The sequence below is a fragment of the Flavobacterium sp. CS20 genome (genome assembly GCF_018080005.1).
Lineage (GTDB): Bacteria > Bacteroidota > Bacteroidia > Flavobacteriales > Flavobacteriaceae > Psychroflexus.
The window spans coordinates 1,012,720-1,028,059 of sequence record NZ_CP073015.1; the positions used below are offsets into that span (position 1 = coordinate 1,012,720).

At 34.0% G+C, this 15,340-nt stretch carries 13 protein-coding genes and 1 pseudogene; 6 read left to right on the forward strand and 8 right to left on the reverse strand.

Annotation, left to right across the window (positions count from 1 at the left end; all coding sequences use genetic code 11):
• The first annotated feature begins 127 nt into the window (after window positions 1–127).
• Window positions 128–1,009, forward strand: coding sequence for an aldose 1-epimerase (locus tag IGB25_RS04905; RefSeq protein WP_211066411.1), 882 nt, complete (start codon window positions 128–130; stop codon window positions 1,007–1,009).
• 172 nt (window positions 1,010–1,181) lie between these two features.
• Here IGB25_RS04905 and IGB25_RS04910 read toward each other — a convergent pair whose 3' ends face one another.
• Window positions 1,182–2,309, reverse strand: coding sequence for a class I SAM-dependent RNA methyltransferase (locus IGB25_RS04910; protein WP_211066412.1), 1,128 nt, complete (start codon window positions 2,307–2,309; stop codon window positions 1,182–1,184).
• A 42-nt stretch (window positions 2,310–2,351) separates the two neighbouring features.
• Here IGB25_RS04910 and IGB25_RS04915 point away from each other — a divergent pair, with 42 nt between their 5' ends.
• Together IGB25_RS04915 and IGB25_RS04920 are read left to right on the forward strand one after the other, a co-directional pair.
• Entirely contained in the window at window positions 2,352–3,086 is a 735-nt protein-coding gene (locus tag IGB25_RS04915; RefSeq protein ID WP_211066413.1) for a cyclopropane-fatty-acyl-phospholipid synthase family protein, read from the forward strand.
• On the forward strand, window positions 3,083–3,763 hold the full coding sequence (locus IGB25_RS04920) for a ZIP family metal transporter (RefSeq protein WP_247653624.1): 681 nt from the start codon (window positions 3,083–3,085) through the stop codon (window positions 3,761–3,763). The genes IGB25_RS04915 and IGB25_RS04920 overlap by 4 nt, the downstream gene beginning before the upstream one ends.
• A gap of 299 nt (window positions 3,764–4,062) precedes the next feature.
• On the opposite strand, the gene IGB25_RS04925 is transcribed toward IGB25_RS04920, so the two are convergent.
• From IGB25_RS04925 to IGB25_RS04935, 3 genes are all read right to left on the reverse strand, one after another.
• Window positions 4,063–4,401 carry a GIY-YIG nuclease family protein gene (locus tag IGB25_RS04925; protein WP_211066414.1) on the reverse strand — a complete coding sequence of 113 codons (339 nt, stop codon included), beginning with the start codon at window positions 4,399–4,401 and terminating at the stop codon, window positions 4,063–4,065.
• A 391-nt stretch (window positions 4,402–4,792) separates the two neighbouring features.
• Window positions 4,793–5,194: a TraR/DksA C4-type zinc finger protein gene (locus IGB25_RS04930; RefSeq protein ID WP_211066415.1), complete on the reverse strand. Its 402-nt coding sequence runs from the start codon at window positions 5,192–5,194 to the stop codon at window positions 4,793–4,795.
• A gap of 2 nt (window positions 5,195–5,196) precedes the next feature.
• The gene (locus IGB25_RS04935; protein ID WP_211066416.1) at window positions 5,197–9,072 is read right to left on the reverse strand and encodes a class I tRNA ligase family protein; all 3,876 of its coding nucleotides are present in this window, start codon (window positions 9,070–9,072) and stop codon (window positions 5,197–5,199) included.
• Between the two features lie 177 nt (window positions 9,073–9,249).
• Between IGB25_RS04935 and IGB25_RS04940 the strand changes: the two are divergent.
• Window positions 9,250–10,454 (forward strand): annotated as a pseudogene (locus IGB25_RS04940) (SulP family inorganic anion transporter).
• A 168-nt stretch (window positions 10,455–10,622) separates the two neighbouring features.
• Window positions 10,623–11,072 carry a large conductance mechanosensitive channel protein MscL gene (gene mscL, locus IGB25_RS04945; RefSeq protein WP_211066417.1) on the forward strand — a complete coding sequence of 150 codons (450 nt, stop codon included), beginning with the start codon at window positions 10,623–10,625 and terminating at the stop codon, window positions 11,070–11,072.
• Window positions 11,073–11,084: 12 nt separating this feature from the next.
• Here the strand turns inward: mscL and IGB25_RS04950 are convergent, their stop codons facing one another.
• The 3 genes from IGB25_RS04950 to lgt are packed head-to-tail and all read right to left on the reverse strand — an operon-like array spanning window position 11,085 to window position 13,088.
• The gene (locus tag IGB25_RS04950; RefSeq protein ID WP_211066418.1) at window positions 11,085–11,789 is read right to left on the reverse strand and encodes a DUF4197 domain-containing protein; all 705 of its coding nucleotides are present in this window, start codon (window positions 11,787–11,789) and stop codon (window positions 11,085–11,087) included.
• Window positions 11,786–12,271 (reverse strand): DUF192 domain-containing protein, encoded by a 486-nt coding sequence (locus IGB25_RS04955; protein ID WP_211066419.1) that lies wholly within the window; start codon window positions 12,269–12,271, stop codon window positions 11,786–11,788. The genes IGB25_RS04950 and IGB25_RS04955 overlap by 4 nt, the downstream gene beginning before the upstream one ends.
• Window positions 12,252–13,088, reverse strand: a complete 837-nt coding sequence (gene lgt / locus IGB25_RS04960) for a prolipoprotein diacylglyceryl transferase (RefSeq protein ID WP_211066420.1) — start codon at window positions 13,086–13,088, stop codon at window positions 12,252–12,254. The genes IGB25_RS04955 and lgt overlap by 20 nt, the downstream gene beginning before the upstream one ends.
• A gap of 375 nt (window positions 13,089–13,463) precedes the next feature.
• Between lgt and IGB25_RS04965 the strand changes: the two genes are divergently transcribed.
• A complete protein-coding gene (locus tag IGB25_RS04965) occupies window positions 13,464–14,303 on the forward strand; it encodes an alpha/beta fold hydrolase (RefSeq protein ID WP_211066421.1) in 840 nt (279 codons plus the stop codon).
• Between the two features lie 289 nt (window positions 14,304–14,592).
• On the opposite strand, the gene IGB25_RS04970 is transcribed toward IGB25_RS04965, so the two are convergent.
• Window positions 14,593–15,306, reverse strand: a complete 714-nt coding sequence (locus IGB25_RS04970; RefSeq protein WP_211066422.1) for a T9SS type B sorting domain-containing protein — start codon at window positions 15,304–15,306, stop codon at window positions 14,593–14,595.
• Window positions 15,307–15,340: the final 34 nt, after the last annotated feature.

A 15,340-nucleotide genomic window follows, 5' to 3' on the forward strand; every position in this document is an offset into this window, starting at 1 on the left:
TTATTATTATATAAACTAACCTTTATCGAAGAAGTGAAACTTAAATTTAATTAATATTATATTTACATTTTGAGTTATAAAAATATAGCCTTTTAAGGAAAAACAATTAACCATAAAATTCGTAGCATTGAATCGAATAGAAAAAAATGACAGATTAATAGAGTTGATTCACGCTCATAACCACAAAGCCGTTATAAGTTTAGATAATGAAGGTGGAAGACTTAAATCTTTAATTTTTGATAACAAACAGATAATCAGTGATTTAAAAAACAATACTTACGAGCAAAGTTTTGCATCGGCTATTTTGTTTCCGTTTGCTAATAGAATAAAAAACGGGGTTTATAGTTTTAATCATACTACTTATAATTTGACTTGTAATGAGATTGATAAAAACAATGCTATTCATGGATTGGTTTTTAACAAAAAGTTTGAATTAGTCAACACAAAAACAACTGATAAAACAGTAGAAGCCCAACTGGAATATATAGAAAATCATCCTCCCAAGGCTTATCCTTTTTCTTTTAAAATTATGCTAACTTACACATTATCAAAACACAGACTTTTGTTAAAAGTCAATATTAAAAATACAGGATCTACAGATTTGCCTTTTACTTTAGGTTGGCATCCATATTTTTGTATAAAAAATTTTGATAAAGCTCTATTAAAATTTAATTCTAATCAAATTGTATTGACTGACAGTAAAATGATACCTACAAAAATTTTAGAGCAAAAAATAGAACAACCTTTTTTTCTTAAAAACAAACAACTTGATGATTGTTTTATTTTAAACAATAACAAAATTGAATTTGATAATGGAAGTCATAAAATTTATATTAAAACGTCTTCAGATTTAAAATTTTTTCAAATCTATACTCCGCCAAATGAAAGCAAAATAGCTTTGGAACCCATGACAGGATTTTCAGATAGTTTTAATCATAAAAAAGGGTTGAAAATTCTAAAACCAAACACTTCAACAGAGGAAATATGGTCGGTTGAAATGTTTAAATAACCTGAAATCGGGTAAAAAAAGTTAAATTGAAACCACATCAATGACAAGTATAATTTCAATATAGATTCTAATTTCGATACTCAGATTTTTAGGGATTCATCATATGACTTCAAAAAATCAATCAACTTGAAGACAATATAAGATTAACTCAAACTCACTTGAAATACAAACATCAATACACCAAAAATTGATACAACTTCGCCTCTATTCCGCCATTAAAAACTTTGATAGGTTTTGAGCCTTTAAGATTCAAATACCGAGGTGCATCTTCATCTGTAGTGATAAAACACACCTTTGTGTTTTTGTAATTTTCTCTTAGAACTTGCCCTAAAGTTTTGTAAAACAACTCAGGGTTGACATCTAATCGGTTGCCGTACGGAGGATTGAACAACATATGCAAAGACCGTTCACCTCCTTTTGAAGTTGAAAAAAAGTCATCGTGATGAATGCTGATAAACTCACTCAAGTTGGCTTTATCAACATTATCTTGGGCTTTTCTCACAGCAGAAGGTGCTTTATCAATCCCTTTAATTTTAAAATGAAACGGTCTGATTTTTTTTAAAACCGAATTCATAATCACTTCATACAAATCTTCATCCCAATCTTGCCAATGCATAAATCCAAAGCTTCTCCGATTAAGATTTGGTGGAATTTGGCAAGCTATCATTGCGGCTTCAATCAAAATAGTACCGCTACCACACATAGGATCCATAAAATCAGATTGACCGTCCCAACCCGAATGCAACAATAATCCAGCAGCCAAAACTTCATTTATTGGGGCTATATTTGTCGCTGTTCGATAACCGCGTTTAAACAATTTATCGCCTGAGCTATCTAAGCTAAGAGTACAAGTATTTTTGTTGATGTGCACATTAAAAATCATCTGTGGATTATCAGTAGAAACATCAGGGCGTTTTCCAGTTTTATTTCTAAAAAAATCTACAATAGCATCTTTAGTACGCAAGCCTACAAACTGTGAGTTGTTAAATATTGACTGATGAGTCGTAGCAGACACCATAAAAGTTTTGTCAACCGCCATAACAGTTGACCAATTGAATTCATACAATCTGTGATAAAATTCGTCTTCGGTGTGAAATTTAAAAGATTTTATTGGCTTTAAAATGCTCAAGGCTGTTCTCAAACTGAGATCTGCTTTATACATAAAACCCTTGTCTCCCACAAAACTTACATTTCTTATGCCAGGTTTAATATCCATGGCACCGAGTTTCAAGAGTTCTCGTTCGAGTAAAGGCTCAAATCCAAAAAGGGTTGTTGCCAACATTTTAAAGTTATTGCTCATAATTTTATTTTACGAAACAAAAATAGGCTAATTTTGTAGTCTATGAAACAAACAGAGTCTAAATGGTATGCGACATGGTTCGACACACCGTATTATCATATTTTATATAAAAACAGAGACGACAAAGAAGCTCAAAACTTTATGCTTCAACTGACTGATTTTCTCAAACTAAAACCACAATCTCATATTTTAGATGTGGCTTGTGGACGTGGACGTCACTCCATTTATTTGAATAAAATAGGCTATCGAGTTACAGGGATTGACTTGTCTCAAAACAACATAGATTATGCAAAAAAGTTTGAAACCGATGGTTTGCATTTTGAACGCCATGATATGTGCCAACCTATGGGAAAAACTTATGATGCGGTATTTAATCTCTTTACAAGTTTTGGTTATTTTGAAAAAGACGATTACAACATCAACGCCATAAAAGCTATGAAAGCTAATATGAAGCCTGATGCCTTCGGTGTTATAGATTTTTTGAATGTGCATCATACTTTAAAACATTTAAAAAAATATGATGCCAAAACCATTGATGGCATTGATTTTAAAATTCATAAATGGATTGACAAAGGCTATATTCTTAAACACATACAATTTGAAGTTGACAATCAAAAGCACGATTACACTGAGCGATTAAAATGTATTGATCTAAAGCTGTTTAAATCTTATTTTAAAGTCGCTAATTTGAATATCAAACATGTGTTTGGGAATTATAATTTAGAAGATTTTGATGCTGAAACTTCAGAACGTTTAATTTTGGTTTTTAATCAATGATGAGTTTGTACCTTCCTATTATTGCTGTATTTTTAGGATTTTTGATAGCTTTAAAAATCAAAGCCCATTCAAAATATCTCGATCTACTACTTGCCTTTAGCGGTGGATTTTTACTATCAGTTACTGTGGTAAGTCTTTTACCCGAAATTTACTATCAGCAAGAAGGCATAATAGGTTTTTTTATTTTATTTGGAATAGTATTGCAATTGGTTTTAGAGTTTTTTTCCAAAGGTGCAGAGCATGGTCATGTACATTTCCAACCAAAAGAGAATACATTTCCAATATTGCTTTTTATAAGTTTATCTATTCACTCTTTTTTTGAAGGTTTTCCAACACATACGCATCCAGATTTATTAATTGGCATTTTGGTTCATAAAATACCTGTTGCCATTATTGTGAGTAGTTTTTTATTGAATTCTGATTTATCAAAAACCAAATTGATTGTTTTTTTAACTCTGTTTTCTTTGATGACACCTCTCGGTAGTCTTGTTCATATCATTTTTGAAAACGAATTGGGTCAAGTAAAAATTTGGGTTGAAGCCGTTGTGGTAGGAATCCTACTCCACATTGCCTCTACCATTTTGTTTGAAACCTCTAAAGATCACCAGTTTAACTTTAAGAAGTTTATTAGTATATTGATTGGTATGGGACTTGCGGTTACGCAGTCGCTGTTTTGATGTTTACTTGTGCTGAAACAAGTTCAGCATGACATGTGGGTTTGGATTTAGGTGTCGTGATACTGAAACGAGTTCAGCATGACATGTGGCTTTGGATTTAGGTGTCGTGATACTGAAACAAGTTCAGCAGGACGTGGATGGAGAGATGCTGAAACGAGTTCAGCATGACATACTGAAACAAGTTCAGCATGACATACTGAAACGAGTTCAGCAGGACATATTGAAACGAGTTCAGCATGACATACTGAAATGAGTTCAGCATGACATACTGAAACGAGTTCAGCATGACAGTACTACTGTCACCCTGAATTTATTTCAGGGTCTTGGTCTTGGTCTTGGTCTAAAGGTTTCCACAAATCTTTCCATTCTGGATTGGTGCTTTCAATCAAATTAATTTTCCACTGCCTATGCCAGCGTTTTAATTGCTTTTCACGTTTTATTGCGTCATTGACATATTGAAATTCTTCTAAATGCACTAATTTATTCAGGTTATACCTTGCAAGAAACTTAGAACCTTTACCAGCTACATGTCTTTCCATTCTATCGTCAATACCTCCTGTAACGCCAATATATAGCGTCCCTTTGGGCTTGTTTGTTATGATATATACCCAATACCTATGTATAAGTCGCTTAGGCACTTATGATGAAAATTATGATTTAAGCAAAGGTAATAAAAGATGCTGAAACAAGTTCAGCATGACATGTGGGTTTGGATTTAGGTGTCGTGATACTGAAACAAGTTCAGCATGACATGTGGGTTTGGATTTAGGTGTCGTGATACTGAAACAAGTTCAGCATGACATGTGGGTTTGGATTTAGGTGTCGTGATACTGAAACAAGTTCAGCATGACATGTGGGTTTGGATTTAGGTGTCGTGATACTGAAACGAGTTCAGCAGGATGTGGATGGAGAGATGCTGAAACAAGTTCAGCATGACATATTGAAACGAGTTCAGCATGACATATTGAAACGAGTTCAGCATGACAGTAGAAAACTACTGTCACCCTGAATTTATTTCAGGGTCAGGCTTTAATTCTGACGGTTTTTAGCTTCGATGCTGAGCGTTGCGTGTGGAACTAATTTTAATCTTTCTTTCTGGATTAATTTTCCTGTCACACGGCAAATACCATAAGATTTATTTTCTATTCTTACTAAAGCATTTTTTAAATCTCTGATAAATTTTTCTTGACGAATAGCCAATTGCGAGTTAGCTTCTTTACTTAGCGTATTACTGCCGTCGTCAAAAGATTTAAAAGTTGGTGCGGTATCTTCTGTATCATTTGCACTGCCATTTTTGTAAGCATCAATATAAATATTGAGTTGCTTTTCGGCGTTTTTTATTTTGTTTTCTATCAGTTCTTTAAACTCTAATAGTTCAGCATCTGAATACCGTTCGGGTTGTTTTGTTGTTGTTGTTGTTGTTGTTGTCATTCTTATATCTTTTTTAAAGTTATAACGGTATGTACATCATCAAATTCAATTTCTCTACCGTTTTCGATTTGGTTTGCGAAAGTAATGTTTTTAGTTAAAGTTTCTCTCTTGATATACGTTAAATTTTCTTCCACAGCTTTTACGATATTGTTATCTTTTTGTATGCTGATTTCAATATGGTCAGTAACATTCAAATCAGAATCTTTACGCAAATTTTGAATTCTGTTGACCAGTTCTCTGGCAATGCCTTCATTTTTAAGCTTGTCATCAATATGAATATCTAAAGCTACTGTAATGTTGTTTTGAGAAGCCACTAACCAACCTTCAATATCTTCAGAAGTAATTTCAACTTCATCAATGCTTAGCACTTCAGGTTTGCCATTTATTTCAACTTCTATTTGGCCGTCTTTTTCAATTTTAGCAATATCAGCTTTTGTAAATTTATTTATAGCTTTAACCGCAAATTTCATATTCTTTCCAAATTTTGGGTATAAAACCTTGAAGTTTGGCTTCACGCTTTTAATTAATAAATCAGAAGTATCATCAATAAATTCGATGGTTTTGACATTGACTTCAGACTTGATCAAGTCAGCAACAGCTTCGACATCAGCTTTAAAATCTTGGTCTAAAACAGGTATCATTATGCGTTGCAAAGGCTGTCTGACTTTTATTTTCTCTTTTTTTCGCAAGGATAAAACCAAAGAAGAAATGACTTGAGCTGTATGCATTTTATCCTCTAAAGATTTATTGATAAAACCAGTATTTGATTTCGGAAAATCTGCTAAGTGAACGCTTTCTGGAACGTCTTTATTTAAAACAGAAGTCAAATCTTGATACAATCTATCGGCAAAAAATGGTGCTACAGGGGCAATTAACTTTGAAATATCTAATAAACATTGAAAAAGGGTTTGGTAGGCAGAAATTTTATCCTGCTCGTAATCGCCTTTCCAAAAACGTCTTCTGCTTAATCTCACATACCAATTCGATAAATTTTCTTGCACAAAATCAGATATGGCTCGTGTAGCTTTAGTGGGTTCATAATCGGCATAAAACGCATCTACATCTTGAATTAGGGTATGTAATTCTGACAAAATCCAACGGTCTATTTCTGGGCGTTGCTCAAGTGGAACATCATTTTCTTTATATTGAAAATTATCAATATTAGCATATAAAGTAAAAAACGAATACGTGTTGTATAGCGTACCGAAAAATTTACGTTGCACTTCTCCAATACCATTCAGGTCAAACTTCAAGTTATCCCAAGGGTTGGCATTACTTATCATATACCAACGAGTAGCATCTGGTCCGTAAGTTTTTAAAGTTTCAAAAGGATCAACCGCATTGCCGAGACGTTTGGACATCTTTTGACCGTTTTTATCTAAAACCAATCCATTTGAAACCACGTTTTTATAAGCCACATCTTCAAAAACCATAGTAGCTATAGCGTGAAGTGTGTAAAACCAGCCTCGGGTTTGGTCAACGCCTTCTGCTATGAAATCGGCACTAAAGCCCCCTTGCCCCCTAAGGGGGGATTTTATAAGTGCTTCTTCGATTTTGTCTATGACAAGATCTATTTTACCAAGCACTTCTTCATTTGTAAATCTAATGACGTTGTAACCAAAATTCTCTTTTAAGAATTTACTTCTAAACTCATCATTTTCTCTAATCTTTGGATCGTTATGGTATCCACCATCAACTTCTACTATCAATTTTTTATCCAGACAAACAAAATCAGCGATATATTCGTCAATGACATGTTCTCTTCTGAATTTATAACCCCCGAGTTTCTTTCCTTTTAAACATTCCCATAACACTTCTTCAGCTTGTGTAGGATTATTTTTTCTGCTTTTAGCTTTTTCTTTTAATAAATGATAAGAAGACTTTCTCGCTGTCTGATATCCAGGAGAATCAGAAAGTCCACCCTCGGGGGATTTAGGGGGCTTCTCGAATGGATAATGCCATTGTGCATAAGGCATTGAACCTGAATCAAACCAAACATCAATCAAATCGGCTTCACGTTTCATCGGCTGACCTTGGTTTGAAACTAAGATAATGTCATCCACAATGTTTTTATGGATATCGATATCGGTATAATTTTCATCTGAAAAGTCATCGATTTTAAAATCTGCAAAAGGATTTTCAGACATAAAACCTGCTTTAACTGATTTATTGATTTCTTGTTTTAAAGTTGATATAGAGTCAATAATTTTTTCTTCTTTTCCATCTTCAGTTCGCCAGATTGGTAGTGGAATCCCCCAATAACGTGAACGCGATAAATTCCAGTCATTGGCATTTGCTAACCAATTACCAAATCGCCCTTCACCTGTTGACTTTGGTTTCCAATTGATGGTTTTGTTGAGCTCTACCATTTTGTCTTTAAACTCCGTAACTTTGATAAACCAAGAATCTAATGGATAGTATAAAATAGGTTTATCTGTTCGCCAGCAGTTGGGATATGAGTGAACATATTTTTCAACTTTAAAGGCTTTGTTTTCTTCTTTAAGTTTAATGGCCAATTCAACATCTACTGATTTTTCAGGAGCTTTACCGTCTTCATAATATTCATTTTTAACATATTTCCCTGCAAATTCACCCATTTCAGGTCTAAATTTACCTTTCAAATCGACTAAAGGCACGAGGTTATCATTGTCGTCTTTTACAAGCAGTCCAGGCACTTCAGGCTGAGCTTGTTTAGCCACCAAGGCATCGTCAGCACCAAAAGTCGGTGCGGTGTGGACAATACCTGTTCCATCTTCAGTAGTAACGAAATCTCCAGCGATAACTCTAAAAGCGTTTTCTGGGTTATGGAAAGGTTTGGCGTAAGGCAAAAGTTGTTCATACCTGATTTCTAATAAATCTTCGCCTTTACAATTTGCAATAATTTGATAGGGTATCTTTTTATCTTCTTTGGTATAATTCTTTAAATCATCTGCATTTTCAACTTCAAAGTATTTTTTTGAAAATTGATTATTCACAAGATCTTTAGCTAGAACAACATAAATAGGCTCAAAAGTGTATTGATTATAAGTTGCCACAAGAACATAATCTATTTTTTTACCAACAGTTAATGCCGTATTACTTGGCAAAGTCCACGGTGTGGTTGTCCAAGCGAGAAAATGTGCCCAAGCCCCATCTAAATCTTCCCCAAAGGGTAAGACTTTTAAACCGAAGGCTTTAGCAACTGAGTTAACAGCAGTTCCCCCTTCGGGGGTTAGGGGGCTTTTTATCGGGCTCTTAAACTGTGCTGTAACCGTAGTATCAGAAACGTCTTGATAAGTCCCAGGCTGGTTAAGTTCGTGAGAGCTTAGTCCTGTTCCGGCTTTTGGAGAATAGGGTTGTATAGTATAACCTTTGTAAATCAAGCCTTTTTTATAGATCTGAGCCAATAACCACCAAACGCTTTCCATATATTTTGGCGTGTAAGTGATGTATGGATTGTTCATATCTACCCAATAGCCCATCTTTTTGGTCAAGTCGTTCCAAACATCGGTGTAACGCATGACGGTTTTTTTACAAGCGACGTTGTAATCTTCTACCGAAATCTTATTTCCAATATCTTCTTTAGTAATGCCGAGTTCTTTTTCTACGCTCAATTCTACGGGCAAGCCGTGTGTATCCCAACCAGCTTTTCGGTCAACGCGATAGCCTTTTTGGGTTTTGTAACGGCAAAAAATATCTTTAATGGTTCTTGCCATAACGTGGTGAATCCCTGGTAAGCCATTGGCTGACGGATACCCTTCAAAAAAAATAAAAGGTTTATCTTCTGGCTTTTGTTCAACACTTTTTTTAAAAACTTCGTGTTTTTGCCAATAATCTAAGATTTCATCGGCGGTTTCAACCAAGTTTAAGCCTTGATATTCTGGAAAGCTTTTGCCCATAATATTGTTTTATTCTTAAAGTTTGCGAAATTAATGAAATTATACCAAAATAAACTTGATTATGATAGAATTGATTGACTTTGAGTTTATCGTAATTTTAAACTTCAACTAAAGTAATTAAGGTTATTTTCTTAGAAAATTAAGCTTATTTTTGCCGGCTTAATTTTTAAGCAATTTATGAGAGAATATTTACACCTTTTTGATTTTCAACAGAAAGTAAACTACAAAACCGAAGTGTTGTCGGGATTAACAGTAGCTTTGGCTTTGGTGCCTGAAGCTGTGGCTTTTGCTCTTATTGTTGGCTTATATCTCCATTAACAGGTTTATACGCTGCTTTTGTGATGGGATTGGTCACTACTATTTTTGGTGGTCGTCCAGGTATGATTTCTGGTGCTACTGGTGCTATTGCTGTTGTCATTGTAGCTTTAGCAAAACCCATGGTGTGGAATACATTTTTGCAACTGTAATATTAGCTGGAATCATTCAGTTTTTAGCAGGTTTACTTAAACTCGGTAAACTTATGCGATTAGTACCACACCCAGTTATATTTGGATTTGTAAACGGTTTGGCTGTGATCATTTTTATGTCACAGCTCAATCAATTTAAAGATGCTAATGGCAATTGGCTTACAGGTGAATCGCTTTATATTATTTTAGGTTTGGTCTTATTAACGATGCTTATTATTTGGGGATTACCGAAGCTAACTAAAGTCATTCCCGCATCATTAGTGGCAATTCTTGTTGTGTTTGGCATAGTTTTACTTTTTGGTATAGACACTAAAACCGTTTATGTTATTGGTCTTCGTCTTATTTGGATCAAATTTAATTGAGCAACTTCCAATGGTCGCTTTAACTGGTCTGATGATTATGGTAGCTGTTGGAACTTTTGAATGGGCAAGTTTGCGAACCTTTAATAAATTTCTTGTTTCTGATATTGTAGTCATGGTTTTGGTTACCTTGGTTACTGTATTTTTGCATAATTTAGCACTTGCCGTTGTAGTCGGGGTTATCATTGCGGCTTTGGTTTTTGCATGGGATAACGCTAAACGCATCAGAGCTCGTAAATATATAGATGATGATGGGGTGAAACATTATGAAATTTATGGGCTGTTATTTTTTGGTTCGACTTCTGCGTTCAATTCTAAGTTTGATATCAAGAATGATCCTGATGAAGTGATGATAGATTTCACAGAAAGCCGAGTAGCCGATATGTCGGCCATTGAAGCATTGAATAAACTCACCGAACGTTATCATAAATACGGCAAAAAAGTGTATATCCGAAATTTATCAAGTAGTAGTCATCGTAAGCTCATCAAAGCCGATAAAATCATCAATGTGAATATAGTTGGTGAACCACGTGAGCCATCTGTGGTTGAGAACTGATCAATGATTTTTGATTTAGGATTTTTGATATTTGATTTCATTTTTCGATATTTAGCCTCAGTTTTTAAATTTCTTTTAAATATCTCAAATCTTCAAACTCATACCAAAAATACCAAGAGATTGTACCGATTCGGGGAACTTTAAACTCATAAACTAAATTTTAAACCCATGAAACTCATCAAAGAATTTAAAGAATTTGCAGTCAAAGGCAATATGATAGATATGGCTATCGGTATCATTATCGGTATGGCTTTCAATAAAGTGGTTGACGTTTTAGTCAAACAAATTATTCTTCCGCCTTTATCACTATTGACAAGTGGTATAAATTTTAGCAACAAAAAAATAATTTTAAGAGAAGCTGTCACAAACAGTGAAAACACAAAAATCATTGACGAGGTAAGCATTGCTTATGGAACGCTGATAGAAGTTATATTAAACTTTATTATTATTGGTTTTGTTATGTTTATTGTTGTCAAAATGATGAATCGTTTACGACAAAAATCTGAAAATGAAAAGGATAAAACCGTTATCACGCCAAAAAATATTGAGTCGCTTTCTGATTTAAAACAGCTCATAAAAGAGCAAAATGAATTATTAAAGTCTAAATCTAAGCCTTAGAGGTTATTAAAATCAATCCTGAAGAGCAAACACTTTTTTGAGTAAATCTGTGGTTCTTGAGTTAAAGTCGTTTCGGATTTTGGCTTCTTCAACTGCTATCATTGTAAACACGCCTTCGAGTGCTTGTTGAGTTACATATTCAGTTAAATTAGGCTCTACGTCTTCAGTTAAAGGTAAAGTGTTGTATTTATTAATGGCTGTTGACCAAATTTGATCAGCCCCAACTTTGCCTAAGGATTGCTCAACTTGGGGATAAAATTTTTGGTAAAGCTCGTCTTCCGTTTTTTGCTGAAGATATTGAGTTGCCGCTTGGTCGTTACCCATCAGTATATTTTTAGCATCTTGAAAAGTCATCTGCTTGACAGCATTTACAAATATTGGTGTGGCTTCATTCACGGCATCTTCGGTCGCACGATTCATCAATTTTAAACCCTCGTCGGCTAAATTTCCCAAACCGACTTTTCTCAGTGTGTTATCCACTTTTTGAAGTTCTTCGGGCAGTAAAATTTTAACCATTTCATTTTTGTAAAACCCATCTTCAGACGTCAATTTTGTAACTTGATGATCGATACCGTTTTGCAAAGCTTGTTTTAAAGCTGTCGCAATTTGAGATTCACTAATCTGTGTATTTTCATCCAAAACTTTATCGGCTACACTTTGTAATTCGGCACAAGATAGTATTGACAAAACACAAATAAATACTAATATTTTTTTCATTGTTTTAGAGTTTTAAAATCTATGGTTATGCTATCGTTTATCTTAAATTCATCTACAAATCCCGCATTGACTTCCAATACATATTGAGCAGGTTGTTCTTCAGGAATCGGAGTTTCATCATAAGGTTGAGCATTTTTATTGATTTCAACAATCTGTTTATCAGCATTGATATAAATCAAGTCTAAAGGAATTTGGGTGTTTTTCATATAAAATGTTGGTCGAGGACGTTCGTTATTATAAACAAACAACATCCCTTGATTCATTTCCATAGAAGACCTGTGCATCAAACCTGTTTGTTGTTCGTAGTCACTTTCTACCAACTCAATATCTATAGTTTTAATCGTATCATTTTTTTTCAGAAAATAGAGTTCTCCTTCTTTTTCAAAGGTGATTTTAATAGGTTTTACCGATTTAGGCTTTTCATTTTTACAAGCAAAAACTAAGAGTAAAACGAATAAAATATTAAGCTTGAATATTTTCATTAGATTTGGCTTTAAGTTGACTCACATACATTATCACAATACCAATTACTATCAAAGGTAAACTCAAAAGTTGCCCTGTATTAAACATCCAATCGGCACGTTCGGCAACTTGTGGCTCTTTTGAGAATTCAACGATAAATCGAATAGACCACAATAATGTAAAGAAAATCCCAAACAGCATACCTATTTTTTTTGAAATATTAGTTTTCCAATACAAATAGTATAGAAAGAAAAAAAGTAATAGATAGCAGCCAGATTCATACAATTGTGAAGGATGGCGAGCAAAATCTTCGCCGAGTTTTTTAAAAACCACACCATAATCAGAATGAGTAGGTTTACCAATAATTTCAGAATTTAAAAAATTACCTATTCTTACAAAAACGCCACCAAAGGAAACAGGAATAACAATGCGATCTAAGACCCAAAAAATATTTTTTTGAAGCACTTTTTTTGAATAAAAATACATGGCGATAAATATTCCTATTGTCGCACCGTGACTGGCTAAACCCGCAAAGCCTGTAAACTTAAAAGTCGGCACAAATTGAAACGGTAAGAATACAGACAAAAAATCTTGGGCAAATAATTCAGGCTGATAAAAAATCACATGACCTAACCTTGCACCCAATAATGTGCCAACGACGGTATAAATCAAAACTTTGTCTAATTTATCCATTGACAAACCCTCGCGTTTATAAATAGCTTTCATTAAATACCATCCAGAAATAAAAGCTACGAGAAACATCAAGCTGTAAAATCGAATCGTAAAAAAACCTAAGTCAATACCAATAGGCGGATCCCAAATAATGGAATGAAACATATTTTTTTATTTTTGACAAATATATTATTTAATTGTATGAATTAACGACAGTTCGGTTTAAAGTTTAAACTTTTTAAGCCATTAAATTGAGTGATTTTTCAAAGTAAAACGAAGAATCTCAAAGCTTCGGAAGTATTGAAATTAGGCTTTAGTCTAAAAACTTATCTGCTATCAAAACAATATGTCATTTAGTATATGGACTTTCTTATTTACATAATTTTATAAGTTAATCTCACGTTGAATTAAGCTTTGATATTTCAATTTCTGAACAATACGATTCAAAAGATGTTTTTTAGTTCTTGAAAGAAATGTTAAATCTGGTTTTGAAATTTTAAACTCTCTACATTTTACATAAATTGTATAAAAATTATAATTATGGGATATATCAAAACAAATTCTAAAGAAAACAGTAACAGTATAGATCTTTATTATGAAGATTATGGCTCAGGACAACCTATAGTTCTAATTCATGGTTGGCCTTTAAGCCATCGCATGTGGGATACTCAGATTGAAACTTTGGTCAATGCTGGGTTTAGAGTTATAGTGTATGACCGAAGGGGTTTTGGGCAAAGTTCAAAACCTTTTTCAGGATACGATTATAATACCCTAGCCTGCGATTTAAAAGACTTGATTGTTCAACTTAAGCTAAAAAATATCATATTAGTTGGATTTTCTATGGGTGGTGGCGAAGTTGCCCGTTATATTGGTAGATATGGTTCAGAGGCTGTAGATAAAGCTATTTTAATCAGTGCCGTAACTCCTTTTTTAAAAGAAACAAAGGACAATCCCGATGCTGTTGATGTTTCTGTTTTTGAAAGCATGAAAAAAGGAATAGAAAAAGACCGTGCTGGATTTTTTCAAGATTTTGGTAAAAACTTTGTCAACTTTGAAAAACTTCAAGATAAAATTAGTGAAGCACAAATTCAACTCAATTGGAATATAGCCATGCAAGCTTCAAGAAAAGCCACTTTAGACTGTGTAGATGCTTTCGGAATGACCGATTTTAGAGATGATTTAAAAGCTTTTGATGTTCCAACTTTAATAATTCACGGAGATAATGATGAAATTGTCCCCTTTGAAGTTTCAGGAAAAAAGGCACAAGGTATAATTAAAGATGCAAAGCTAAGTTTAATTGAAAATGGTCCACACGGTTTAAGTTTTACACACTCAAAAGAGCTTAATGAAAGTATTTTAAATTTTATTAAAAAAACGTGAGTTCGATTTATTGAAAGCTGTAAATCAGATGATTATATCTTTTTGTAAGCAAATTTTGTCATTTCGAACGAAGAATGAGGAGAAATCTCATCCTACTGAGATGTCTCGTCGCTCATGCTTCGCTCTGTCAACGTGACAAATGATTAAATATCTGTATTTAATATGAATATATTTTATTGGAATTTATATCGAACTCCCGTTGAAGTAAGTATTAGTCTTCCCTTTTAACTCCAAAAAAAACCAGCTGTAATAAGCTGGTTTTTTTATAATTTTTATTAAAGAAACTAACTTATCGTTTCAACGTAAAATGTGATTTAAAAGTGCTTGGACTACCTGTTGTAGGTTCTATAAACTCTACTCTAAACCAATAATCCTGTGATGGCATGGCTTTGCCGTTAAATGTTCCGTCCCAACCTATTCCGCCAGGACTGAGTTGTTTGAGCAATTTGCCATAGCGGTCAAATATATAAATTTTTGCGTTAGGTTGATTAGATAATCCTGTGATATTCCATGTTTCGTTAAAACCATCTTGATTGGGTGTGAAAAATGGTGGGAAATCTATCGTTGCAAAACTCACTTGTTGCTCTCCACAACCGCCTTCTTCTCTGCCTCTTATTATATGTGTGCCTGGGGTTACAGCGTTAAATACCAAGGTGGTTTGTCCTGGCTCTAAACTAATCCATTCTCCATCATCTAACTGGAATTCAAAATTACCATTACCAACTATATTGCTGACCTCTACCACATAACTTTGACTAAATGATGCCGATAACACTGTGACTTCAAAACTCGGTGGATTGCTCTCTATGATTTCTGCACTGCTTGTGCCTACACAACCTGTGGCGTTGTTGGTTACAGTCACGGTGTAAACGCCTGGCTGATCTGCTTCTATACTCGGTGTGGTATCTGGCAATGCTGTGCCTTCAAAAGTCCATTCAAAACTGAAGTTTGCACTGTCTAATCCTGTATCGATTATTGGTGGTGAGTCTGCATTCTCTATCAATTCACCGTCTTGTCCTATACAAACTATCGCACCA